Annotated in this window: 28 protein-coding genes; 15 read left to right on the top strand and 13 right to left on the bottom strand. The window is 64.6% G+C overall.

What is annotated here, in order from left to right:
• Nucleotides 1-8 precede the first annotated feature (8 nt).
• Genes flgA through flgF form a run of 3 tightly spaced genes read right to left on the bottom strand, consistent with a single transcriptional unit; the run spans nt 9 to nt 2,512 of the window.
• Nucleotides 9-947 carry a flagellar basal body P-ring formation chaperone FlgA gene (flgA, locus tag X907_RS11390; protein WP_127568099.1) on the bottom strand — a complete coding sequence of 313 codons (939 nt, stop codon included), beginning with the start codon at nt 945-947 and terminating at the stop codon, nt 9-11.
• Nucleotides 948-961: 14 nt separating this feature from the next.
• Nucleotides 962-1,747 carry a flagellar basal-body rod protein FlgG gene (flgG, locus tag X907_RS11385; protein WP_127568097.1) on the bottom strand — a complete coding sequence of 262 codons (786 nt, stop codon included), beginning with the start codon at nt 1,745-1,747 and terminating at the stop codon, nt 962-964.
• A 27-nt stretch (nt 1,748-1,774) separates the two neighbouring features.
• Nucleotides 1,775-2,512, bottom strand: coding sequence for a flagellar basal-body rod protein FlgF (gene flgF, locus X907_RS11380; RefSeq protein WP_127568095.1), 738 nt, complete (start codon nt 2,510-2,512; stop codon nt 1,775-1,777).
• Nucleotides 2,513-2,787: 275 nt separating this feature from the next.
• Between flgF and X907_RS11375 the strand changes: the two genes are divergently transcribed.
• From X907_RS11375 to X907_RS11355, 5 genes are read left to right on the top strand one after another with little or no spacing between them, the layout of a single operon-like run.
• Nucleotides 2,788-3,336: a flagellar basal body-associated FliL family protein gene (locus tag X907_RS11375; RefSeq protein WP_127568093.1), complete on the top strand. Its 549-nt coding sequence runs from the start codon at nt 2,788-2,790 to the stop codon at nt 3,334-3,336.
• Between the two features lie 40 nt (nt 3,337-3,376).
• Entirely contained in the window at nt 3,377-4,525 is a 1,149-nt protein-coding gene (gene fliM, locus X907_RS11370; RefSeq protein ID WP_127568091.1) for a flagellar motor switch protein FliM, read from the top strand.
• On the top strand, nt 4,522-4,920 hold the full coding sequence (locus tag X907_RS11365; RefSeq protein ID WP_127568089.1) for a DUF6468 domain-containing protein: 399 nt from the start codon (nt 4,522-4,524) through the stop codon (nt 4,918-4,920). The genes fliM and X907_RS11365 overlap by 4 nt, the downstream gene beginning before the upstream one ends.
• 15 nt (nt 4,921-4,935) lie before the next feature.
• Nucleotides 4,936-5,619: a MotE family protein gene (locus X907_RS11360; protein WP_127568087.1), complete on the top strand. Its 684-nt coding sequence runs from the start codon at nt 4,936-4,938 to the stop codon at nt 5,617-5,619.
• Nucleotides 5,600-8,878, top strand: a complete 3,279-nt coding sequence (locus tag X907_RS11355; protein ID WP_127568085.1) for a tetratricopeptide repeat protein — start codon at nt 5,600-5,602, stop codon at nt 8,876-8,878. The genes X907_RS11360 and X907_RS11355 overlap by 20 nt, the downstream gene beginning before the upstream one ends.
• Before the next feature lie 18 nt (nt 8,879-8,896).
• On the opposite strand, the gene fliE is transcribed toward X907_RS11355, so the two are convergent.
• From fliE to flgB, 3 genes are read right to left on the bottom strand one after another with little or no spacing between them, the layout of a single operon-like run.
• Nucleotides 8,897-9,208, bottom strand: coding sequence for a flagellar hook-basal body complex protein FliE (gene fliE / locus X907_RS11350; protein WP_127568083.1), 312 nt, complete (start codon nt 9,206-9,208; stop codon nt 8,897-8,899).
• A gap of 20 nt (nt 9,209-9,228) precedes the next feature.
• Entirely contained in the window at nt 9,229-9,645 is a 417-nt protein-coding gene (gene flgC / locus X907_RS11345) for a flagellar basal body rod protein FlgC (protein WP_127568081.1), read from the bottom strand.
• Between the two features lie 21 nt (nt 9,646-9,666).
• A complete protein-coding gene (gene flgB / locus X907_RS11340) occupies nt 9,667-10,086 on the bottom strand; it encodes a flagellar basal body rod protein FlgB (RefSeq protein WP_127568079.1) in 420 nt (139 codons plus the stop codon).
• Nucleotides 10,087-10,262: 176 nt separating this feature from the next.
• On the opposite strand from flgB, the gene X907_RS11335 reads away from it, so the two are divergent.
• From X907_RS11335 to X907_RS11325, 3 genes are all read left to right on the top strand, one after another.
• Nucleotides 10,263-10,595 carry a flagellar biosynthetic protein FliO gene (locus X907_RS11335; RefSeq protein WP_127568077.1) on the top strand — a complete coding sequence of 111 codons (333 nt, stop codon included), beginning with the start codon at nt 10,263-10,265 and terminating at the stop codon, nt 10,593-10,595.
• Nucleotides 10,595-11,365 (top strand): flagellar type III secretion system pore protein FliP, encoded by a 771-nt coding sequence (gene fliP, locus X907_RS11330; RefSeq protein ID WP_127568075.1) that lies wholly within the window; start codon nt 10,595-10,597, stop codon nt 11,363-11,365. Before X907_RS11335 ends, fliP begins: the two co-directional genes overlap by 1 nt.
• A gap of 114 nt (nt 11,366-11,479) precedes the next feature.
• The gene (locus X907_RS11325) at nt 11,480-12,061 is read left to right on the top strand and encodes a YqaA family protein (protein WP_127568073.1); all 582 of its coding nucleotides are present in this window, start codon (nt 11,480-11,482) and stop codon (nt 12,059-12,061) included.
• Here X907_RS11325 and X907_RS11320 read toward each other — a convergent pair.
• The 3 genes from X907_RS11320 to X907_RS11310 form a co-directional block, all read right to left on the bottom strand.
• Complete coding sequence (locus tag X907_RS11320) at nt 12,058-12,276, bottom strand: hypothetical protein (protein ID WP_127568071.1); 219 nt, start codon at nt 12,274-12,276, stop codon at nt 12,058-12,060. The genes X907_RS11325 and X907_RS11320 overlap by 4 nt on opposite strands.
• Complete coding sequence (locus tag X907_RS11315) at nt 12,206-13,738, bottom strand: glycosyltransferase (RefSeq protein ID WP_127568069.1); 1,533 nt, start codon at nt 13,736-13,738, stop codon at nt 12,206-12,208. Before X907_RS11315 ends, X907_RS11320 begins: the two co-directional genes overlap by 71 nt.
• A gap of 70 nt (nt 13,739-13,808) precedes the next feature.
• Nucleotides 13,809-14,297, bottom strand: coding sequence for a SixA phosphatase family protein (locus tag X907_RS11310; RefSeq protein WP_127568066.1), 489 nt, complete (start codon nt 14,295-14,297; stop codon nt 13,809-13,811).
• Nucleotides 14,298-14,417: 120 nt separating this feature from the next.
• Between X907_RS11310 and X907_RS11305 the strand changes: the two genes are divergently transcribed.
• Entirely contained in the window at nt 14,418-15,053 is a 636-nt protein-coding gene (locus X907_RS11305) for a peroxiredoxin (protein WP_127568064.1), read from the top strand.
• A 94-nt stretch (nt 15,054-15,147) separates the two neighbouring features.
• Here X907_RS11305 and X907_RS11300 read toward each other — a convergent pair whose 3' ends face one another.
• Nucleotides 15,148-15,435, bottom strand: coding sequence for a type II toxin-antitoxin system RelE/ParE family toxin (locus X907_RS11300; protein ID WP_127568062.1), 288 nt, complete (start codon nt 15,433-15,435; stop codon nt 15,148-15,150).
• Nucleotides 15,432-15,698, bottom strand: coding sequence for a type II toxin-antitoxin system ParD family antitoxin (locus X907_RS11295; protein WP_127568060.1), 267 nt, complete (start codon nt 15,696-15,698; stop codon nt 15,432-15,434). Before X907_RS11295 ends, X907_RS11300 begins: the two co-directional genes overlap by 4 nt.
• Nucleotides 15,699-15,852: 154 nt before the next feature.
• On the opposite strand from X907_RS11295, the gene X907_RS11290 reads away from it, so the two are divergent.
• From X907_RS11290 to X907_RS11270, 5 genes are all read left to right on the top strand, one after another.
• The gene (locus X907_RS11290) at nt 15,853-16,119 is read left to right on the top strand and encodes a hypothetical protein (RefSeq protein WP_127568058.1); all 267 of its coding nucleotides are present in this window, start codon (nt 15,853-15,855) and stop codon (nt 16,117-16,119) included.
• 8 nt (nt 16,120-16,127) lie between these two features.
• On the top strand, nt 16,128-16,538 hold the full coding sequence (locus X907_RS11285) for a hypothetical protein (protein WP_127568056.1): 411 nt from the start codon (nt 16,128-16,130) through the stop codon (nt 16,536-16,538).
• Between the two features lie 23 nt (nt 16,539-16,561).
• A complete protein-coding gene (locus X907_RS11280) occupies nt 16,562-17,188 on the top strand; it encodes a hypothetical protein (RefSeq protein ID WP_127568054.1) in 627 nt (208 codons plus the stop codon).
• Nucleotides 17,185-17,385 (top strand): helix-turn-helix transcriptional regulator, encoded by a 201-nt coding sequence (locus X907_RS11275; protein ID WP_127568052.1) that lies wholly within the window; start codon nt 17,185-17,187, stop codon nt 17,383-17,385. The genes X907_RS11280 and X907_RS11275 overlap by 4 nt, the downstream gene beginning before the upstream one ends.
• Before the next feature lie 94 nt (nt 17,386-17,479).
• A complete protein-coding gene (locus X907_RS11270) occupies nt 17,480-19,075 on the top strand; it encodes a lysine--tRNA ligase (protein ID WP_127568050.1) in 1,596 nt (531 codons plus the stop codon).
• Here X907_RS11270 and X907_RS11265 read toward each other — a convergent pair.
• Both X907_RS11265 and X907_RS11260 read right to left on the bottom strand, forming a co-directional pair.
• A complete protein-coding gene (locus X907_RS11265; protein ID WP_127568048.1) occupies nt 19,072-20,277 on the bottom strand; it encodes an alpha/beta hydrolase in 1,206 nt (401 codons plus the stop codon). The genes X907_RS11270 and X907_RS11265 overlap by 4 nt on opposite strands.
• Before the next feature lie 72 nt (nt 20,278-20,349).
• A complete protein-coding gene (locus X907_RS11260) occupies nt 20,350-21,546 on the bottom strand; it encodes an alpha/beta hydrolase (protein ID WP_127568046.1) in 1,197 nt (398 codons plus the stop codon).
• Between the two features lie 147 nt (nt 21,547-21,693).
• On the opposite strand from X907_RS11260, the gene X907_RS11255 reads away from it, so the two are divergent.
• Nucleotides 21,694-22,467 carry a hypothetical protein gene (locus X907_RS11255; protein WP_127568044.1) on the top strand — a complete coding sequence of 258 codons (774 nt, stop codon included), beginning with the start codon at nt 21,694-21,696 and terminating at the stop codon, nt 22,465-22,467.
• Nucleotide 22,468: the final 1 nt, after the last annotated feature.

Here is a 22,468-nt window from a genome sequence, read left to right as displayed (position 1 = left end):
CCTGACGGCTAGAAGATATTGCTGGTGGCGCCGGTCACGCGCGCGCGGCCCGGGCCCTCGACCACACCTTCGACGGTGCGGTTGGACTGAAGGTTCACAAAGCGGATCGTCTGGCCGAGCGCCGCGTTTTCAAGGGCGCGGGCACGTGCGGTCAGGGTCAGCGGACCGGACTGGAAAACCAGCGCCACGGTTTCGCCGCGCGTGATGGCGGCAGGCTCGCGCAGATCATAGCCACGCAGCGCTTCACCGGCGCGCAGGGCGCGGCGCGCTTCCTGGCCGACAAGGGCGGTCTCGCTGGTGATGGCATCGGCGCGGATGCGGTCAGAGCGCATGCGCACCCACTCGATGTCGCCCGCTTCAATGACTTCGCCGCGCGCCACCGGGCGGCCCAGAACCGGCACATCCATGACCGGGTCGGCGCGGCCGGTAATGGTCACGGCATCGCCGCCATCATGGGTGCGGATCTCGGCGCGGAACGGTCCGGTGCGGCCATCCAGCTCCAGCCGCACGATTTCCGGCGTGCCGGGCGCATCGACTGGCGCATGGATAGAGAGCATGCGGTTGGAGAGCGTGACTTCATGGCTGCGGCCGGTTTCGCGGTACATATGCGCCGCGATCATGTCGGCGATCTCGCCCGCTGACAGGCTCTGCGAAGCGCGTTCAACCGCCACGCGCTCAATGCCGGTGGCGTTCGCCCATTCCAGCCCGTTGCGGCTGGCCTGGCGGCTGACCCAGACAGGGTCAAGGAAGGTGCGTGAGCCGGGCTGCGGTGCGCGCGCCAGCGTCACCGAAGCGGCCTCGCCTTCAACCCCTTCAAACAGGTCGCCGAGCGTCACGGTTGCGCCCTCGACCACCACGCGCTCGCGCAGAAGCACGCTTTGCTGTGCGGCGGCGAAGGCGGTCCCGGCGATGGCGAGAAGCGTGGCAGTGGCTATGACGCGCAGCATGATAATTACCCCTATCAGCGCAGGTTTGCAGAAGCAGCGAGCATTTCGTCGGCAGCGCTGATGACACGGGCATTCATCTCATAGGCCCGCTGGGCGCGGATCAGCGCGGTTATCTCGGTGACGGCATCCACGTTGGAGGTTTCCACAAAGCCCTGCCGGATGATGCCGAAGCCGGGCTGGCCCGGTACGCCGACATTGGCCGCGCCCGACGCTGCGGTCTCCAGGTAGAGATTGTCGCCTGCCGCCTCGAGACCCGCCTCGTTGGCAAAGGTGATGAGTTCGAGCTGGCCGAGGATCTGCGCCTCGGCGTCGCCATCAAGCTGCACCTGTACCTGTCCTTGCTGGTTCACTTCCACGCGGCGCGCCTCTTCGGGGATCGCGATGCCCGGCATGACGAGGTAGCCGTCAGAGGTGACCAGCTGGCCTTCCGGGCTGCGCGAGAAGCTGCCGGCGCGGGTATAGGCCTCGCCGCCATTGGGCAGTTCGATGCGGAAATAGCCCCGGCCTGAAATGGCGAGATCCAGCTCATTATTGGTCTGGGAGAGGCTGCCCTGCTCGGTGATGCGGTAGACCGAGCCTGCCTGCACGCCCAGACCGATCTGCAGGCCGGTCGGCACGATGGTGCCCGCGTCCGAGCTGGCAGCGCCGACCTGGCCCAGATTCTGATAGAGCAGATCCTGAAACTCGGCACGCTGACGCTTGAACGCGGTCGTGTTCATGTTGGCGAGGTTGTGGGCGATCACCTCGACATTGAGCTGCTGGGCTTCCATTCCCGTGGCGGCGGTAGACAGTGCGCGCATCAGTTGGGTTTCCTTATCAAGAATTCACTAGCCCGGCCGGCCAAGACGCTCGATCGCCTTGCGGCTGAGTTCGTCGGCCTGCTGGAGCATGCGGGTAACGGAGGAATAGGCGCGCGACACTTCCATCATGGAGGTGATCTCCATGATGGGGCGCACGTTGGAGCTTTCGACAAATCCCTGGCGGATCACGGGTTCGAGCGCGAGTTCGCGCTCGGCGTCGTCAGGGGCGGTATAGAGATTGTCGCCGATCTTGGAGAGGACGCCCTGATTCTCGAAGCGGGTAACGGCAATGCGGCCCGCAACAAGCCCGTTCTGGTTGACCTCGCCATTGGCCAGGATGGTGACGGGCCCGGCGTCCGGGTCGATGGTTATCGGCGCACCGTCCTCGCCCAGTACAGGGGCGCCATTGGCCGATGTGAGCGTGCCGGCGGCATCCATGGAAAAGCGGCCGTCGCGCGTGAAGCGCTCGCCTTGCGGGGTATCAATCGTGAAGAAGCCTTCGCCAGTGATGGCCACGTCCAGAGGACGCCCGGTCTGCTCCAGCGTGCCCTGGCTGAAATCGCGGCCCATACCCCACTCGGCGACATAGTTCAGGCGGGCAGGGCCGTCTTCTGCGCGCGCACGGGTATAGGGTTCGGCCTCGACCAGAAGCTGCTCGGCCTTGAAGCCCGCAGTGGAGACGTTCGCAATATTGTTGGCAGTGATGTCCATGGCCCGGCGCAGCACCTGCTGCTGGCTCAGGCCTATCATCATCATGTTGTCCATCGCGCCCTCCTCGCCCTTTCTGGCCGTGTGCCGCGTGCGGCCGGACTTTTGCCAGCCACGCCGCCCAGCCATCGCAAGGGGCGTGCCATGGTTAATGCTGATTAATTACAAAGGGTTGGGTTTTCGGCCTGTGCTTCCGGCCCGTTCCGCCCGGCAGGCAATGCAGCTTGATGCGGAAAAAACTGCCTATCGGGAAACTTTCCCAACGGATCGTTAACCGGGACGCCCCCTAATCCTTGCTGAAGCGTGAATCAGTGCGATCTGGCGGGATCATCATGGCCGAAGAAAACGACGAAAACGAAGACGGCGCCGGCGGCGAGAATGCCGAAGGCGAAGGCAAGTCCAAGCCTGATATCAAGAAGCTGGCGCTGTTTATCGGCTTGCCGGCCATCATCCTCGTGCTCGCGCTGGTGGCAGGCGGGCTGTTCCTGTTTGGCGGGGGCGGGGACGATGAGGAGGCGATGGCCGAAGCAGAGGCCGCCGAGCAGGCATTGGCCGAGGCGGGGCCGGAGATCCTCAGCTTCGAGATCGGCGAGCCGCTGGTGGTACAGATTTCCGGTTCGGGCAATGTGCGCCCGATCCTCACGCTCAAGGTGAGTTTCGAGTTTACCGATCCGGCCGTGGAGCCCGCGCTGGAGGCGGGCATGCAGCGTATTCTGGACCAGTATCAGGGCTTCCTGCGCGAGCTGACACCGGACGATCTGGCCGGGTCTGCGGGTCAGCACCGCCTGCGGCTGGAGCTGCTGCGCCGGACCAATCTGGCGATTGCACCCGCCCAGGTGGACCGGGTGCTCCTGACCGAAATCCTAATCAGCCAGTCGTGATGATGGTGCCCTTTGCGCGAGACAATGACCGGATTGCCCCATGAGTGATGTAGATCAGGATGCCTTGGCCGCCGAATGGGAAGCCGCCGCCAGTGCGGAACAGCCCGACTTTGACGGCGCCGGTTCGGATGCGCTTGCGTCTGAATGGGAAGCCATGGTGGGCGCCGATGGCGAAACCTTCCTGCCCCAGCAAGGCGCGCAGGGGCCTGAGCGTATCCTCAACCAGGACGAGATCGACAGCCTTCTGGGCTTCTCGGTGTCGGACGAGGACGGGGCCGAGCGCTCGGGCATCCGCGCTATCATCAATTCCGCGCTCGTCTCCTATGAGCGTCTGCCCATGCTGGAGATCGTCTTTGACCGCCTTGTGCGGCTGATGACGACGAGCTTGCGTAATTTCACCTCCGACAACGTGGAGGTGAGCCTTGATAACATCTCCTCCATCCGCTTTGGCGATTATCTCAACTCCATCCCGCTGCCTGCCATCCTGTCGGTGTTCCGCGCGCAACAACTGGACAATTACGGCCTGCTGACGGTCGATTCCAATCTCATCTACTCGGTGGTGGACGTGCTGCTGGGCGGGCGGCGCGGCACCAGTGCCATGCGTATCGAGGGGCGTCCCTACACCACGATCGAGCGTACGCTGGTCCAGCGCATGATCGAAGTGGTGCTGGCTGACGCCAAACAGGCGTTTGCGCCACTGACAGATGTGGACTTCACCCTGGACCGGGTGGAGACCAATCCGCGCTTTGCCGCTATCGCCCGGCCTGCCAATGCGGCCATTCTCGTCAAGCTGCGCATTGATATGGAGGACCGGGGAGGGCGAATCGAGCTTCTTCTGCCCTATGCGACGCTTGAGCCCATCCGCAAAATGCTCCTCCAGCAATTCATGGGGGAGAAGTTCGGACGGGACAATATCTGGGAAAGCCACCTCGCAACCGAGCTGTGGTCGACGCAGATGGAGGTTCACGCCGTCGTTGACGAATTGCAGCGGCCACTGGGCGAGATCATGAAACTTCAGGTCGGCGATACGATCATGCTCGATGCCGGGCCAGATAGCGCCGTTGAGCTGCGCTGCGGCACCATTCCGCTGACGCGCGGGCGCATGGGCAGGCTGAACCATAATGTGGCCGTCCGGCTCGATTCACCGCTCACCCCCGCCGCACGGCGCACGCTGACGAGGTTCTCATGAGTATGGCGGCCTTCCTGTTTGAAGCCCTGATCGGTGTCCTTCTGGTGGGCGCGGCGGTGATGTGCTGGCGCGTCGACCGCCGGCTGAAAGCCCTGCGCGACGGGCAGGACGGGTTGAAAGAGACCGTGTCCGCCCTTAACGACGCGGTGGACCGCGCGCGTGCCGGCCTCGCCGCGCTGGACCGGGCCTCGAAAGAGACAGGCGAGGTGCTGGAGCAGCGCACGCACGAAGCGCGCGCGCTGGCCGATGAGCTGCGCCTTCTGACCAGTGCGGGCGAGACGCGCCTTGACCGTTTCGACCGTGCGCGCCGCCCGCAAGCGGCCAGTGAACTGCCCCGTGAACGCGAGGGTGCGCAGCACCCGCGTGAGCGCGAACACCTCAAGACGTTGCGCTAGGAAAGGTCACTTCCCATGCCCGGCCTTCGTCCCCTTGCCGTTATCGCCATTCTGCTGGCGGCCATGTTCGCGCTCAAATCGGTGTCGCTGGCCGATAGCGCCGTGGCGCTGATGAACACGCAAGGCGGTGACGAGCCGCAAGTGCTGGCCCCGCGGGCGGAAGCTGTGGATCAGCCTGCCGCCGCGCCGCCAGCGGCAACCCCCGCCCCGGCTTTTGAAGCCGAACCGGACGAGTTCAATGTCACGCGGTCCCAGTTCCAGCTTTGCGAACTGGTGGAGAACCGGCGTGTGGAGCTCGATATGCGCGAGGATGAGCTTGATACCCGCGAGGCGCTTCTGGAAGTTGCCGAGCGGCGTATCGAGGCGCGCATCGCGCGTATGGAGGCGCTGGAGACCAGTCTGGAAACACTTCTGGGCACGCTGGAAACCGAGCGCGAGCGCCGTGTTGGCGAGATCGTCTCGGTCTATGCCCAGCTGGAGCCGGAAAACGCGGCTGCGATCATGTCGCGCATGGATGAGGACACGCTGGTCCTGCTGGCTGAATCCCTGCAGCGCGATCAGGCACGGCGCTATGCGGCAATCCTGGCGGAGATGGATCCCGGTTTTGCCGCAGAGCTGACCTTGCGGCTGCGCTCGCGCGCCAATCCTCCGGAGACCCAGACCGAGGTGGAGGCCCGCCTTGCCGGCCGGGACAGCTAGGCTCGCCGCCCTTGCCGGGGCGCTGCTCCTTGCGGGGCTGAGCGCTGACGCGTGGGCGCAGGTAACAGGCAGCGTTGCCGTCGAGCGTAGCTCTGCCAGCACGCGCCTTGTTGTGACCTATCCCCAGTCCATGGGCGGTGAGCTGTCGGCGGATGCCGAGATAGCGGCCGGCGCGGTGCTGGTTGCGCGCTTTTCACAGCCTGTCTTTTTTGATGCTGCCTCGATCCCGGCTCAGACAGGCGGACTTGTTGCCATGGCGCGGCTCGACGAGGACGGGCGGGCCTTGCGTCTTGCGCTGAACCTGCAGGCCGAGCCGCATGTCAGCGTCTCCCATAACGTCATCGCGATTGATCTGACGCCTCCCGGCGCCGCGGCACCGGCCCCTATTGTGTCCGAGTTCGAGCGGAATGCCCGTGCCGAGGCGCAGGCCGCTGCCGAGCGGGCGGCGGCAGCCAATGTGCCGCCTCCGCCTGCCAATGTCGCCGTGCGCTCGGGTGAGGCGGCGGACTATACGCGCATCGAGTTCATCTGGCCGTCGCGCACCGGCTACACGCTGGAAAGCGCAAATGGCCGGGCGGCGCTGCGCTTTGATGCGCCGGGCGAAGCCGATTTGCGCCGGCTTTCTGCCAGCCCGCCGCGCCTGATCGAGATGGTACGCGCAGCCAATGAGGATACCGGCCTTACCGTTACCGTGCTGCTGGAGGACGGTGCCACCGTCCGCGCGTGGGATGATGAGGAGGGCCGGCGCATCGTACTGGACGTGCTGCCAGCGGGGCATGTGTCGCCTGAAGCCATGCTGGCCGTGCTGGCAGGCCTTGCTGATGAAGAAGCGGCAGCGCCGCCTGAACCGGAACGGGTTGAAGAGGCTGCGCAGCCAGCCGCGCGGCCGGACCCGGTGCCTGATAGCGGCATTGTGCCGGTCCGCCTGACGCGCAGCGGCAATGACGCGCTATTGCATTTTGAATGGGCACACTTGCCGGGCCTTGCCGTTTTCCGGCGCCCGGATGCGGTGTGGCTGGTCTTTGATGCCGCCGCAGAGCTGGACGTGTCCGAGCTTGCAGAGGCGCCGCGCCGCCATGTACGCGGATACCAGATCGTGGCAGGCGAGGACTATACCGCCCTGCGCATCGAGTCTCCCGAGGCCACCCTGCCTGATCCGGTGGCTGCGGGCGCGACCTGGACGGTTGCCCTGCGTGACAGTGTGGACCAGCCGCCGCGCCCTGTCGTGCTGATGCGCGAGACATTGCCCGGCCAGCCTGCCCGCCTCCGGCTCGGTCAGGAAGGTGCCCGCTCGGTGGTCCGGGTGGATGATCCGGTGCTGGGTGACAGCCTTCTGGTGCTGACCGCTGATGGAGCCAAGAGCGGCGTTCTCATGCCCTACCGCATGGTCGAGGCGCACATATTGCCGTCTGTGCATGGCGTGGCCGTGCAGCCGCTGGCGGACGATCTTCAGCTTGTCCTGCGCGAGGGCGGTGCAGAGCTGACCCGGCCGGGCGGCATGGCCCTGTCGCGCGCGGGCGGCCCTGCGTCCGCCGACAGTGCCGTGATGCCGACATCGCCCGGCTTTGCTGACCTTGTGGCATGGCGCGGCGGAGATGATTATCAGTCAGGACTGACGCAGGCCCTGCGGCGCGCATCAGGCGGCGAGCCGCGCGAGCTGCTCAATCTGGCGCGTTTCTATCTGGCGTGGGAGCTGGCCCCTGAAGCCCTCGGCGCGGCCCGTCTGGCAGCACAGGCCGATGCCGAGCTGGCTGGCAGTGCAGAGCTGCGCGTGGTCAACGGTATCGCCATGCTGATGGTGGGGCGGCTGCCGCGTGCCGAAGTGTTTCTGTCTGGCGCGGCACTCAACGAGGATCCGGCCGCGCAGCCCTGGCGCGGGCTGGTCGCGGCGCGCCGGTCTGACTGGGCTGAAGCGCGGCGCCGGTTTGATGCCGCCGAAGGAAGCAGCTTCTTCTTCGATCCGCTCTGGCGCGCACGGGTGCAGTCTGCCTATGCCCGCGCTGCCGCCGAGACCGGCGATGTCGGCGCCGCCTTGCGTGTGCTGGAGGGGATGGACCCTGAGCTCAACGATCCGCAGGCCCGCGCCGAAGCTGAATTTGCCGCCGCGCGTGTGGCTGCCCTCTCAGGGCGCAATGACGAGGCGATCCGGCGTTTCGCGGCGCTGGCCGAAGACCCGTGGCTGCCTATCCAGGCCGCTTCCCTTCTCAATCAGGTCCGCCTTGAGCTGGATGAAGGACGGGTGGCGCCTACACAGGCTGCAGACACGCTGGCAAGCATCGCCCTGCGCTGGCGCGGAGACGATACCGAGCTGGAAGCAGCCCGGCAGCTGGGCGAGCTTTACGCAGAGGCCGGGCGTTTTGGCGATGCGCTGGATGTGATGAGCCAGGCCCGTCTGCGCCAGCCCGGCAGCGCGGCGGCGCGGGCTATTGCGAGCGATATGGACGCGCTGTTCCGCCGCCTGTTCCTGCGCGATGAGGCCGCGCGCATGTCGCCGCTCGAGGCGCTGTCCCTCTTTAACGAGTATGCATCGCTGACCCCGCAAGGGGCCGATGGCGACCGGATGGTGCGCCGCGTGGCCGAGCGGCTGGTGGCGGTTGATCTGCTCGATCCGGCAGCCCAGCTCCTCCAGCATCAGGTCGATAACCGTTCCATGCCCGCGCAGGCGCGTGCGGCCATCGCCTCTGATCTGGCCGTGATCTATCTGATGGGGCGCCGCCATGAAGATGCGCTGCGTACTTTGCGCGCGACCCGCGTGACCGGGCTGGCGCCCGCGCTCGTCGCTGAACGCCGCCTTCTGGAAGCACGGGCCATGGCCGGTCTCGGCCGGGCTGATCACGCCCTTGAGATGATCGGCGATGATGACAGCCCGCAGGCGCGCCGTCTGCGGGCCGATATTGCATGGGAGCAGCGTGACTGGGCCAATGCCGCGCGCGGGCTGGAAGCTGTTCTGGGCGCGCGCTGGCGTGAGGATGAACCGCTGAGCGAGATCGAGGCACGCGATGTCATGCGCGCGGCGATTGCCTATGCGCTGGCCGGGGATAGTGGCTCTCTGGAACGTGTTGAAGCCCGTTACGGTGATCGCATGGCGGTGACGCGTCATCGCGGCAGCTTCAGCCTGGTTACCACCGAACTGCCCGCGCCGGGCGACCGCCGTCTGACAGAGCTGGTGTCCAGCCTCGCCAGCCGGGGCACGATGGATGCGTTTCTGACCGGATTTGCGCGCCGTTTCGAGGCGGGCGGGGAGCAGGGGCCGTCCTGAGGCTTAAAGCCTCAGGCACTAGATCGGCATGCGCAGGATTTCCTGATAGGCCCGGATCACCTGATCGCGCACGGCGATAACCGTTTCCAGCTGCACTTCAGCGGCCGCCATGGCGGTAACGACATCCACCAGCTCGGCCTGTCCGGCGGCATTCTGTGCGGTCAGGCTTTCGGACGCCTGCATGACGGCCTGCGTCTCGCTGAGCGCATTCATCACCATGTCGCCAAAGCCGGAGGCGACCGGATTGCCCGCGCTGGCGGCGCCAGTGGCGTTCGGGGCGGCCACCTGGCGGGCGGCCTGCGCATAGGCGCGGATGGCTGCGAGATCCATCGTTCAGTCTCCAGACTTTCCTAGCGGCGCAGAAGGTCCAGCGTGCGCTCCATCATGCGCCGCGTACCTTCCACCATGTTCATGTTCGCCTCGTAAGAGCGCTGCGCCTCGCGCATGTCCATCAGCTCGATCAGGCTGGAGACATTCGGATAGCGCACATAGCCGTCTCCGTTGGCGGCCGGGTGGCCCGGCTCGTAGACCAGACGGAACTCCGATTCGTCCGCGCGCACGTCGGTCATGCGCACAAGGTTTGCTCCGGTAACGCGGTCCAGTTCGGCGCGGAAAACGGGCATCTGGCGCTGATAGGGGTTTTCGTCCGGCGTGCGCCCGGTAGAGGACGCATTGGCCAGGTTCTCCGCGATGATGCGCATGCGCGCGGACTGGGCGCGAAGGCCCGCCGCGGCGATCTGCAAGGTATCTGAAGCGTTGTTGGACATGATCTATATCCTTCCCTTGCCTTATGCGCCCGGCCCGCGGGCCGCCATGCGGATGAGCGACAGGCTTTTCTGGTAAAGGCCGAGTGCGGTTTCAAAGCGCATCCGGTTCTCGCCCGAGCGCACCATCTGCTCTTCCAGCACCACGGCATTCCCGTTGATCGTGGTTTCGCTGTCAGGCGTTGCCATGGAGCGCCATGCGCCCGATCCGCCAGAATTGACCCGACCCTGAATATGGCCCGCTTCGGTGGCGTTCAGCGTGACCCGGCGGGTGCTCTGGGCGCCAGACAGGGCGCGCGCGAACTCACTTTGCGGAATATCATCAGGCACATAGCCCGGCGTGTTGGCATTGGCGACGTTCTCGGCAATCACGCGCTGGCGGTCGGAATGATAGCCGAGCGCCTGGCGCAGTATGCCAAGGACAGGAATGTCATCCGGACGCATGCGTTTCGCTTCCCTTTTCGGCGCAGCCATTCTGGCGCGCAAGGCTCCATCCCCACCCTTGTGCTGATGCGGTTAAGAGTGGCTTAACCAAAGGCGCGACTCCCGCTAGCGGTTGAAGTCCGCAAAACGGACGGGCGCCCAAGGGGGCTGCGCCCTTCCGCCGGGGAGCGCGCCAGATGGACGTAATGGATTTTGGACGCTATTTCGCGGCGCTTCTGCTCGTGCTGGGTCTGCTTGGCGGGCTGGCGCTGCTGGCGAGGCGGGCAGGGCTTGCCCATTTCCTCCCCAATATTCAGCGCCCGAATGCGCCGCGCCGCATGGAAGTGGCCTCCACCCTCATGCTCGATCCGCGCCGCCGCGTGGTGCTGGTGCGCGTGGACGATGAGGAGCATGTGATCCTGCTGGGCCTTGCCGGTGAGACGGTGCTGGACCGGCGTCCTGCTCCGCCCCGCTTTGAACCTGTGGAGCCGGACACGGGCGATGAAGCTGCGCCGGAGGGTCAGTCCTGATGGCGTGGCTGCGTTCCAGATCAGCGCTTTTCTGGAGCCTCGCGCTTGGGCTGCTGATGGCCGGACTGGCGTTTGGCGGCATGGCCGAGGCGCAATCGGTCAGCATTGATGTGGGCGAAGAGGATGGGCTGACCGAGCGGGTGATCCAGCTCGTCATCCTGTTGACGGTGCTGTCACTGGCGCCGTCCATCCTCATCATGACGACCAGCTTTGTGCGCATCATCGTCGTGCTGTCCCTGCTGCGTACGGCTGTCGGCCTGCAGCAGAGCCCGCCCAATGCGGTGCTGGTATCGCTCGCCCTGTTCCTGACCGCCTTCATCATGGCGCCTGTGTTCACGCAGGCCTATGGCGAGGGCATCCAGCCCTATCTGGACGGGGAGATTGAAACCGAGGAGGCGTTCGAGCGGACTACTTCGCCGGTGAAGATGTTCATGCTGGCCCATACGCGCGAGGATGATCTGGCGCTGTTTTTCGACATTGCGCAGGTCCAGCCCGAAACGCCCGAGGCCACGCCGCTGCATGTGGTGGCGCCCGCCTTCATGATCTCCGAACTGCGCCGGGCCTTCGAGATCGGTTTTCTGCTTTTCATTCCCTTCCTCATCATCGATCTGGTGGTCGCCTCCATCCTGATGTCGATGGGCATGATGATGCTGCCGCCAGTCATCATCTCGCTGCCCTTCAAGCTGATCTTTTTCGTGCTGGTAGATGGCTGGCGGCTGGTGACAGGTTCGCTGGTGGAAAGTTTCCAGACCGGCGTGCCAGGTGGGTAGCGGCGTATCGCCGCTTTTGCCGCAGACCCTCAAGCGGGCTAAGACACGCGGGTGATGAGCAAGCCAGATACCCGCCCCGCACCCCGACCGCGTCCAGGAGGCTGGTCGCGAACCGTGCGGCTGTTCCGCCTGCGCCTGATACGCGCGGCGCGGGGAAAATGGGCGGTGCCGGCCCTGTTCGTTGGCTCCTTCATCGATTCCACGATCTTCCCGTGGCCGGTGGCCCTGCCGCTGGCGGCGCAGATGCTGCGCGGGCGCCGGTATGTCTTTCCGGCCGCGGCCGCGGCGGCTCTGGGGTCCATCCTTGGCGGCCTGCTGGTCTACACGCTGGCCCGGCTGGCCTTTGATACCATTGCACCGATGATCGTTGATGATAGCGGCGCGGCAGCAACCCTGTCAGACGCCCGCGCGCGTATCGAGACCGGCGGCGCGGTGGCCGTGTTTGCCGCCATGCTGACGCCTGTGCCGGTACAGCTGACCAGTCTCGCTGCAGGGCTGGCCGGGGTTGGCGGCATGTGGTTTGCGCTGGCCATTACGCTGGGGCGGGGCCTGCGCTATTTCGCCATGGGGCTGGTGCTTTATGCGGTGGGCGACCGCATCGTGGCGGGCTGGCTGTGGCTGCCGCGCTGGGGAAGGTGGCTACTGATCGCGTTTTTCGCCGCGCTGTTTGTCTGGCTGATAGCGGTGTCGATCTAGAAGGTCCGCACACGCTGGCCGGTTTCGATGCCGATAAAGCTGAGCAGATGGGCCAGCAATAGCAGCAGGAACACGGCAAGGCCGATGCATATCAGCGTCCAGGGCACCATCCTTGGGCCGCGCAGCGGGTCTGATGGCCGCCCGCTACGCCACGCGCTGAAGGCGAACAGGGAAAGTGCCGCAATCATCAGGATGAGCGTGAGGGTGAGGCTCATCAGGGGCCATCCTGTGCTGGGCAGTGACGCCGTGCTCGGTCTTTGTCCACACATAGGGTTGGCTGGCGATTTCGCGCAAGCCCCGTATGGCGGCAGGCGTCTGCAAGAGCCAGTAGAGCGGCAGCGCCGCCAGATCCCTCGCACCTGCCCGGAAGCCAGCGCGCCGTGCGCCGCGTGCCGCCGCGAATATGGCTGCGCCATATCCCGCAGCTACGGGCAGTATGATCCAGGGAAGCTGTCCAGCCGCCAGACTGCCGGCGATCATCCAGATCACAAACAGCGCCGCCGGCCCGTGTATCAGCGCGCTGAGCACGTTCACCCCAAGCGATGCCTGCAGGGAGGCCATGGCGCGCAGGCCGCTTTCACCGGTGAGGCCGCCGGGCTGGCGCATCTGTACGCACCAGCTGATCGCATGGCCCTTAAGCCAGCGGCTGCGCTGCGCTATCCAGGCGCGGCGCGTAACGGGCGCTTCTTCCAGCGTGCCATGGTCTATCATGCCGGTTTTCCAGCCATGGCGTGCCAGCCGGAAACCCAGATCCGCATCCTCGGTGACATTGTGGGAATCCCAGCTGCCGCTGGCCACAAGGGCATCGCGCAAGAACACATTGCTGGTGCCGCCCAGCGGCAGCGGCCAGCCCATCCGCAAGAATAGCGGCAGGATAACGTGGAATTGCGCGGCATATTCCAGCGCGAACATGCGCGTCAGCCAGTTTTCGGAACGGTTATACCAGCCCAGCGGCGCCTGCACGCAGCCAAGCGCCGGGTCAGCCGCGAAGGCTTCTGCCGCTGCGCGCAGCTGCTGCGGGGCGGGGGCATCCTCCGCGTCATAGACCGCAACAAGCGCTCCTGTGGTGCGCTGAAGCGCGAAGTTGAGGGCTTTGGGCTTGGTGCGCGGCCCGACGGGTGGCACCGCCATGACCCGTACCGGCAGGCGGCTGGCATGGGCTCTCGCCGCTGCGTGGGCGGCGCGCAATGTCTCCCAGTCATCGGCCTCTATGGCGAGGGCGACATCCATCCGGTCGCGTGGATAGTCCATCTGCGCGAGCTGCCTGACCAGCCCGGAGACAACAGAGGCCTCCTTATGGAGCGCAACGATCACCGTCATCGAGGGGAGAGCGTGAGAGAACAGCGTGCGGCGCGGGCTGGTGTATGCAGGCAGAACCGCTGCGGCAAAGCGCAAGCCTGCCACACCCAGAAAGAGGAGTGAGGCCAGCGCCCCCATGACCGCCAGCGCCAGGCCGGGGCTTATCGTTTCAAGCACAGCCAGAAACCCGGCCGGGCCGGCCCACAGGGAGCGCGGGACGCTCAGTGGATGGGCAGCGCTCGCCTGCGGGGCTTCATCTGCAAGGCCATAGGCGGCGCGATAGGCATGCGCATGGTTGCGCGTGGCCTTGAATGCGCCGGTAATGATCTGCGCCTGCGCTGGTGCGCGGCGTGATCTTTGCCCCACTGCATGCCCCATTGCCGCCAGCTCCCTGCGGAACGGCGGGTATGGTTAATGCAAATTAACCTTTGAGGCGAATCGTTTCGAATCACGCCTTCGGATTGAAGAGGAAGGTGCGTGTGAGCCGCATCAGGCTGGCATCGGCCAGATCAAAGGCGATGGCGGCGCTGGTCGGCCAGCCATAGGGCACGCCCTCCATGGCGTCTGCGCGTGCGGCGAGGGCGTGGGCAAATTCGCCTATGCCGGGATTATGCCCGACCAGAACGATGGCTTGTGAGCCGCCCTCCAGCGCTTCGGTCACGGCCCGCTCGAGCATTTCCTGCGAGGCATGATAGAGCGCCATCGGGTCTTCAAGCTTGGCGCCGGGGAAGATGGCGCTCAGCGGCTTGAAGGTTTCGCGCGTGCGGCGGGCAGGGGAGACCAGGGCAAAATCCGCTATCAGCCCGGCGTTCTTCATGGCGTCTGCGGCACGGGCCGCGTCCTCATGACCGCGCGTGGTCAGCCCGCGGTCGAAATCGTCTTCAGCCTCTATCCGGTCGACGGCTTTGGCATGGCGCATGATGATGAGGCTGGGCATATTGGGTCCGCCAGTAAATCTGAACGAGGGGTGGAGGCGCGATGACCTTACATCGCCCAAGCCCGCTCCCTAAGTAAAGCGCATAACGCCCTGACAGCCGACAAACGGAGCTAACAGATCATGTCCCTCCTCCTTGGCGATACCGCCCCGGACTTCACCGCCGACACCACTGAAGGCCCGATCCGCTTCCATGACTGGATCGGCGATAAATGGGTGGTGTTCTTTTCCCACCCGGCCGACTTCACGCCCGTCTGCACAACAGAGCTCGGCTTTACCGCCAAGCTGAAAGACGAGTTCGCCAAGCGGAACGCCAAGGCCATCGCGCTGTCGGTCGATCCGCTCGACCAGCACAAGGCCTGGATCAAGGATATCGAGGAGACGCAAGGCACGGCGATGAACTTCCCGATCATCGCGGACGTGAACAAGGAGGTCTCCACCCTCTACACGATGATCCACCCGAAAGCTGATCCCAAGGTGACGGTGCGCGCCGTCTATGTGATCGACCCGAACAAGAAAATCCGCGCCACCTTCACCTATCCGCCGAGCGCAGGGCGCAATTTCACCGAGGTGCTGCGCCTGATCGACTCCCTCCAGCTGACCGATGGCTACAAGGTCGCCACGCCCGTGAACTGGACCGATGGCGATGACGTGATCGTGGTGCCGAGCGTGTCGGACGCCGACGCCGACAAGCTCTTCCCCAAGGGCTACAAGAAGATCAAGCCCTACCTGCGCGTCACGCCGCAGCCGAACAAGTAAGCGCATTCATCGCAGGAATGCCGGAAGTGCCGGGCTCCGAAAGGGGCCCGGTTTTCGTTTATCTTGATCCAGCCATCGGTGGAGCTGACGGCTCTTAAACGTTGCCGCCACCAACATCCCGGCTGGCGTGGAATATCCGTTCAATCCGAACGCCGTTCTGATCCGGCCTGTAAAAGACCAGGTATCGCCCGAACGGCCGCATCCGCAGGCCAGGTAGAAGGTCGGAGCGTTCTGGCCACGCAAGCGGGTTGTCTTCGATGTCCGCCGCTGTCTGCCGAAGCTCTGCGATGAAACTCAGCGCCCGCCCCGGATTGTCCTGCGCAATATAGTCGGCAATCGCTTCCAGATCGCGTTCCGCTGCGGGCGAAAAGCGCAAACTCACTCTGCAGCGCCTTGCGCCATCGCCTGGTACTTCGCTTCCAGCCGGTCAAACACCGCATCCGCGTCAACGCCGGGGCCGCTATCGGCGCCTTCCGCGATGGCCGCGCGCAGGGCTTCGAGCCTCGCCTGCCGCAGCGCTTCGCGATCTTCGAGCAGGCGCAGCCCGTCCCGGATGATCTCGCTTTTCGAGTTATAGCGGCCAGAGGCGATCAACTCGTCCATCAGGCTTTCGAAATGCCCGCCAAGGGCGTAGCTGCTGGGCATGACGTCTCCATCAGTTTGACCTTATGATAATTATTATCATAAACGGCACCAAATGCCAGTTCGGGCGTCCTGCGAAAAAATGTTGTAAAGCACCCTTGACGTAAAGCGAGCTTGACGCTACATCGTAAAGCACGCTTTACAACGGAGGTGAATTATGACTTTCTCAAAGAAACTTCGCATCGGTCTGGTCGTGCTGGCCGGTTCTGCAACTTTGCTGGCCTGGACGGGTGCGGGGGCCGCGTATTTTTTGGACGCGCCGCGGGCGGTCTTTGTGGTTGCGCTGATTGCAGCGGCACTGGCGACCGAGGCGCTTTTCTGGCTGACCATGTTCGTTCTGGGCTGGACAGCCTTTGCCAACCGCCACTGGCTGGTACGCCTGTTTACTGGCGCCCGGAAGCCTGGTGAGGCGCATCAAGCCTGAAGGATGCCATGATCAATCTCGTCCCTGAAACCCACACTGCACCTCCAGCCGCACGGCGGCGTTACATCTGGCGGTCCCTGGCGATTCTGGCGGTCGTGATGACTGCTGTGATCGCCGTGGCCACCCAGGCGCCTGGCAGCGGGATATGGCCAGTCCTCGCCGCGCTTCTGGCGGTGGCTGGCATTGCGTGCGGGACATACGAATTCGTCGTCCTGATACGGTCCCTCGACGAGCTTCAGCAGCGTATTCACATGACCGCCCTGGCCGTTGGCTGCGGCGGGGCGGTCATGATCGTCTCGAGCCTGGCAGTGGCCTCAGCGTTGTTGCAATGGGGACCCTTTCAGCCAGCCTTCACGGTCGTGATCGCTGTGGCGGCTTACTACGTCTCCCTGTTCGCTATCAGCCGGCGCTATCACTAGGCGTCAGCGGAGGACTCTTTTTGATGAACGCTTCTCAAGACCAGCGGGCGCGTGTGCTCCATCCCATCCGGGCGACCGGCACGCTGGCCTTCCTGCTGCTTCTCCTGACAATCTGTCTGTTTATTGCGTTTATGTTCGCTCTCGTGGGCAGGGGCGGTGAACCTGTGGTTCTGGCCGTTACCGGTGGCGCAACCATCGCCAGCTTTTTCCTCTGGGTGCGCGAGAATCGCATTGCACAGATGGCGGCCAATGCGCCAGCGGCCCCGCGCCATGAGATCAAGGCATCCTGGCTGATCCCTCTGCAGGCCGGGCTGGTGATGGCCTATGTGGCGGCGCTGATGGCCTCGATTCATTACGTTCCCGGACTGGACGGATTTCTCAAGGGTCTGGTGCAAAGCCTGCCCATCGGGCTGGTCGCGGGATGGGTCGTCGTGTGGGTCTACATTATCGTCGAAAGTGACGAGATGATCCGCTCGCTGATGATAACCGCGACGGCGATATCGGCGGGTGCGGTGTTGTGTCTGGTGACGTTCTGGGCGCTTGTCACACTCCATGCCAGCTTGCCGGCGTTTGACGCGATCTTTCTCTTCCCGGCCTTTGCGACGATTTATGGTGTCGCGGCCGCCATCCTGACATCGCGCGTCGAATGAAGAACCGGCTGAAAGATCTGCGCGGTGAGCGCGGCTGGAGTCAGGCGCATCTGGCAGAGCAGCTGGATGTGTCGCGCCAGACCGTGATCTCGCTGGAGAACGGCAAGTATGATCCGTCCCTGCCGCTGGCGTTCAAAATCGCGCGCCTGTTTGGTCAGCCCATCGAGGCGATTTTTGACGATGGCGTAGAAGGCTGAGGGGCAGGGTTGAGGGCAGAGCTGTCATTGACGGTTGGGCGTGTGAGGTCTACCTGCCAGCCCATCCTTCAACGACAGACAGGACGCCCGTCCCATGACTGAGTATTCCGCCCTAGCCGCCAACGCCAAAGCCTGGCCGTTCGAGCTCGCGCGGGAATTGCTCAAACGCGTGGAAAAGCGCGGCGATGCCTCAAAGCCCGTCGTGTTCGAGACCGGCTATGGCCCGTCCGGCCTGCCGCATATCGGCACGTTCGGCGAGGTGGTGCGCACCACCATGGTCCGCCATGCGTTCGAGGTGCTCACCGAGGGGAAAATCCCGACCCGCCTCATCTGTGTGTCCGACGATATGGACGGGATGCGCAAAGTGCCGGGCAATATCCCCAACCCGGAAAAGCTCGAAGCCCACCTCCAGCGCCCGCTGACCGATGTGCCCGATCCGTTCGGTACGCATGAGAGCTTTGGCCACCACAATAATGCCCGCCTGCGCGCGTTTCTGGACGGGTTCGGCTTTGAATACGAGTTTCTGTCCGCGACCGAGCTTTACCGCTCCGGCGCGTATGACCAGATGCTGCTGACGGCGCTGGAGCGTTATGACGACATCATGAAGGTGATGCTTCCGACACTCGGGGAAGAGCGCCGCGCCACCTACAGCCCCTTCCTGCCGCTAAGCCCGAAAACGGGCCGCGTGCTCTACGTGCCGATGAAAGCCATCGATGCGAAGGCCGGCACGATCACGTTTGATGATGAGGATGGCGAGGAGCTGACCCTGCCCGTCACCGGCGGCAACACCAAGCTGCAATGGAAGCCGGACTTTGGCGCGCGCTGGGCCGCGCTGGGCGTTGATTTCGAGATGTATGGCAAGGACCACCAGGTCAATGGTGCCATCTATTCGCGTATCTGCCGCATTATTGGCGCCGAGCCGCCGGTGCAGTTCTGCTACGAGCTGTTCCTGGATCAGGTGGGCGAGAAAATCTCCAAGACCAAGGGCAATGGCATCGCGGTGGAGGAATGGCTGCGCTATGCGCCGGCTGAAAGCCTGTCGCTTTACATGTTCCAGAAGCCGAAAACAGCCAAGCGGCTCTATTTCGATGTCATCCCCAAGGCCGTGGATGAGTATCGCCAGCATCTGGCCGCCTATTCCGGGCAGGAGCCGGACAAGCGTATCGAGAACCCGGTCTGGCACATCCATTCCGGCGAGCCGCCAGCCCCCGGCGCGGACATTTCCTTCGCGCTGATGCTGAATCTCGTCTCGGCGGCAAACGCGTCCAGCAAGGAGACGCTGTGGGGCTTTATCGGCCGCTATGCGCCGGACGCGAGCCCGGCGAGCGAGCCCTTCCTCGACCGGCTGGCCGACTATGCCCTTGCTTACTATGAGGACTTCGTCAAACCGGCCAAATCCTACCGCGCGCCGAACGCGCAGGAGCGGGCAGGGCTGGCAGGCCTCGTGGCGCGTCTCGAAGCGCTGTCACCCGATGAACGCGACGCAGAGCTGATCCAGACCGAGGTTTATTCCGCCGGCAAGGATGCAGGCTTTGAACAGCTGCGTGACTGGTTCCAGGCGCTCTACGAAGTGCTGCTCGGTCAGTCGCAAGGCCCGCGCTTTGGCGGGTTTGCCGCGATCTACGGCCTGCCGCGCACGATTGCCCTCATCCGCCGCGCGCTGGATGGCGAAGATCTGAGCAAGGGCTAGTCGACGCCGAACGCATCACGCAGGAACGGGATCAGCATGACCTCGTCGATCTCCTGCGTATGGCCTGCCGCCAGCGCCTCTATGCGGACCTCATAGCCCGCGGCCTGCAGGGCATTGGCCGATATATGGGCGTTGTAGAGGAAGGTGGGCTCATACAGTCCGGCCGCGAAGTAGAAACGTGCGGCGTTCTCAGGAGCCGGATCGGCTTCGCGCACCGGGCCACGGCCCGTGGACATGGAGAAGGCGTGACCGAATCTGTCAGGGCGCCTGAACCCTGCCTGCAGTGAGAACGCACCCCCGCTGGAACGGCCAAACACGCCGCGTAAGACCGGATCTGGGCTGGCGCCCCAGTGTGTGATGGCGTGCTCCACCAGCTCGTCGGCGAAGAAGATCAGGTGCGCGTCGAAGCGATCCACACCGCGAATCCCGCCGGGCAGATAGTCCGCATTGCGCAGGTCGCGCTCAACGTCGGAGCGGTCTTCCACAATACCCTGCTGGCCGGACTCTGCGCCCACCAGCACCATGGGCGGCAGGCTGCCATCCGCTATGCGCGGTTCGATCAGGCGGCCGAAATGATTGACCACTCCGCCATCGCCAAAGAACACCGCCGGGTAGCTGGCAGCGGGATCGTGGCCAGGTGGCAGGTAGACGTAGAGGCGGCGCGTCTCGCCCAGTGCCTCGCTCCACAACTCGGTGGCGATCAGCTCGCCCTCGATCCCGCCATCGTTCTCCACAACGGCTTTCGGCGGTGCATCGGGCCCCTCCCATCCCGGCATCATGTCGAGGGTGATCTGGGTGGCGCCTTCGGGAAACACGTAGAATTTGAGCCATGCGGCCTGAAGTTCCGCCAGCCGGAACCGGGCCGCATGTATCCCGTCGGTGCCCTCCAGCTCCGGCAGCGAGGCGTTGAGCGCACCGTGCAGGCGGTTTGCGCCGCTGCCGCGCCGCGCGGCAACGAGTTCCTCGCCGTCAATCTCGAACGCGAAATCCTCATCGCCGAGCATCGACTCGACGTCGCCAAGGCTCAGCGCCAGCGGAAGACGGCAGGCATCCAGTGCAATCTCTCGGCGCAGGGCGAGGTCTGCGTCGCCTGCCGGGTCAAAAGCTTCTGCGGCCGAGCAGTACGGATAATCCAGCAGATCGGGGTCTGGGCTGTCGACGAGAACCAGAAGGCTGGCCGCCACGGCCGTTGCGATCATCATTATGTGCCCTCCCTGATCTACACGTTCAGGTTGGCAGCCAATAGTCGCCGCGTCAAACTGGCAGTGGTTGAACTAATCGACGCCGAACGCATCACGCAGGAACGGGATCAGCATGATCGTATCGGCCTCGCGGGTGTGACCGGTGGAAAACGTCTCGAAGCGGACATCATAGCCAGCGGCATCGAGCGCTGCGGCTGATATGCGGGCGTGGTACATGAAGAGGCTCTCATACCGTCCTGCGGTGAAGTAGAAGCGGGCCGCATTGTCCGGCGCCGTGCCTGCGTCGTTGATGGGGCCATGCCCCGTGGACATGGAAAAGGCGTGGCCGAACCTGTCCGGACGGCGAAAACCGGCCTGCAGCGAAAAGGCAGCGCCACTGGAATAGCCGAAAACACCGCGCAGGGCCGGATCAGGGCTGATGCCCCAGTTCTCCAGAGCGTGCTCCACCAATTCGTCAGCGAAGAAGGTGAGGTGCGCATCAAAGCGGTTAAGGGTGCCAGAGCCGCCGGGAAGGTAGTCCACATTGCGCAGATCGCCTGCCAGATCGGAGCGATCCTCGACGATCCCGGCCTGACCAGCTAGGGCACCGATCAGCACCATGGCGGGCAGGCGGCCAGCCAGCATTTCAGGTTCCAGCCTGCGCGCCACATTTTCGGCTTCTCCATCGGTGAAGAATACTGCCGGATAGCTGTTGCCGGCATCGTGGCCGGGCGGCAGATAGACGCGCAGACGGCGGGTTTCTCCCAGTGCCTCACTCCACAGCACCGTCTCTAACAACTCACCTGCAAGTTCCCCTTCGTCGTCCTCTTCAGGAACCAGAGGGGCATCCGGCCCACGCCACGAAAAGGTGGCGTCCATGTTTATCCGGTCGCCATCGATCGAGATGACGTAGAAGGTCAGCAGGCCTGCGTTCAGCCGGGCCATCCGGAAACGGCTGGCAAACAGCCCCTCGGCGCTGGCAACAGGTGCCAGCCGGGTGTTGAGCACACCATTGACAAGATCACTGCCGCGCCGCGCGATCACCAGCTCCTCGCCATCAACCTCGAACGCAAAGTTCTCATCGCCCAGCAGGGCCTCGACATCGCCTGTACCAAGCGCCAGCGGCACGCGGCAGGCCTCCAGCGCGATCTCGCGGCGCAGGGCGAGGTCTGCGTTCTCGCCGGGATTGAAGGCTTCGGCGGTGGAGCAGGGCGGGTAACCGAGAAGACTGGGAACGGGCGTGTCAGCGGCCAACAGGAGACTGACGGCCAATGCGGCAAGTATTGTCATTTCTGCTCTCCCCGATTGCACGCTGAGGTTACATGCCGGTCTTGCCTGGCGTCAAATCCGCCTTGGTCTGCCAGAACCGGCCAAGGCCTTCACCTTGCCATGATCCGCGCTCATCTTGCCGTTGAGAGCAGGTGAGGGTGGTGCGTGATGGCGGGCGTAAAACATCTGATGGCTGTGCTTGTGGTGCTGGCGTTGTCGGCTCCGGCAATGGCCGATCTGCCTGCGGCGCGCGAAGCATATGCGGCGGGTGATTTCGTCCGCGCCGAGACGCTTGCCAGCGCAGACCCGTCCGCAGAAGCGCAGGCCCTTGCCGCCGGAGCTGCGCTGGCGCTTCTGGTGGCTGATAGGGCAGAAAACCGCCGCAACGTGGCGGACCGGCTAGCCCGCCACGCCAGAGCGGCCATCGCTGCCGATGAGAGCCTTGCCGAGGCCCATTTGCGCATGGCTGCGGCGATAGGGTTTGAGGGGCGCTATACCGGCACGCTGCGCGCCTTCATGCGCCGCCTGCCCCAGCAGGGCAAAACCCATATCGAAAGGGCCATGGCGCTGGATGGGGATGATCCGTGGGGACCGGCCATGCTGGGCGCCTGGCATTTCGAGGTAGTACGCCGGGGTGGCGGACGCGCGCTCGGCGCCCGCCTGGAAGACGGGATGGAGGCCTATGGTCAGGCCATTGCGAGTGCTCCGGACGATCCCGTGATCGCCTATTTCTTCGCCGTCGCCCTGCTCGCCAGCGGAGAGGCGGTTTATCTGGATGCGGCCCGCGCGCAGCTTGCCCGCTCGGCTGACCTGTCACCCCGCGAGGGCCTTGATGCTGCGCTCGATACGGTAATCAGCGCCCGTGCCCGCACGCTTCTGCGCGCGCTTGAGGATGACCCCGCCCACGCCGCCCGCCTCGCCGTGGCCGAGATGGAGCGTTAGC

It is taken from the genome of Glycocaulis alkaliphilus (genome assembly GCF_004000605.1).
In the GTDB taxonomy this organism is placed as follows: domain Bacteria; phylum Pseudomonadota; class Alphaproteobacteria; order Caulobacterales; family Maricaulaceae; genus Glycocaulis; species Glycocaulis alkaliphilus.
Note: the sequence above shows the minus strand (reverse complement) of the source record. Positions and strands in the feature narration are given on the sequence as shown.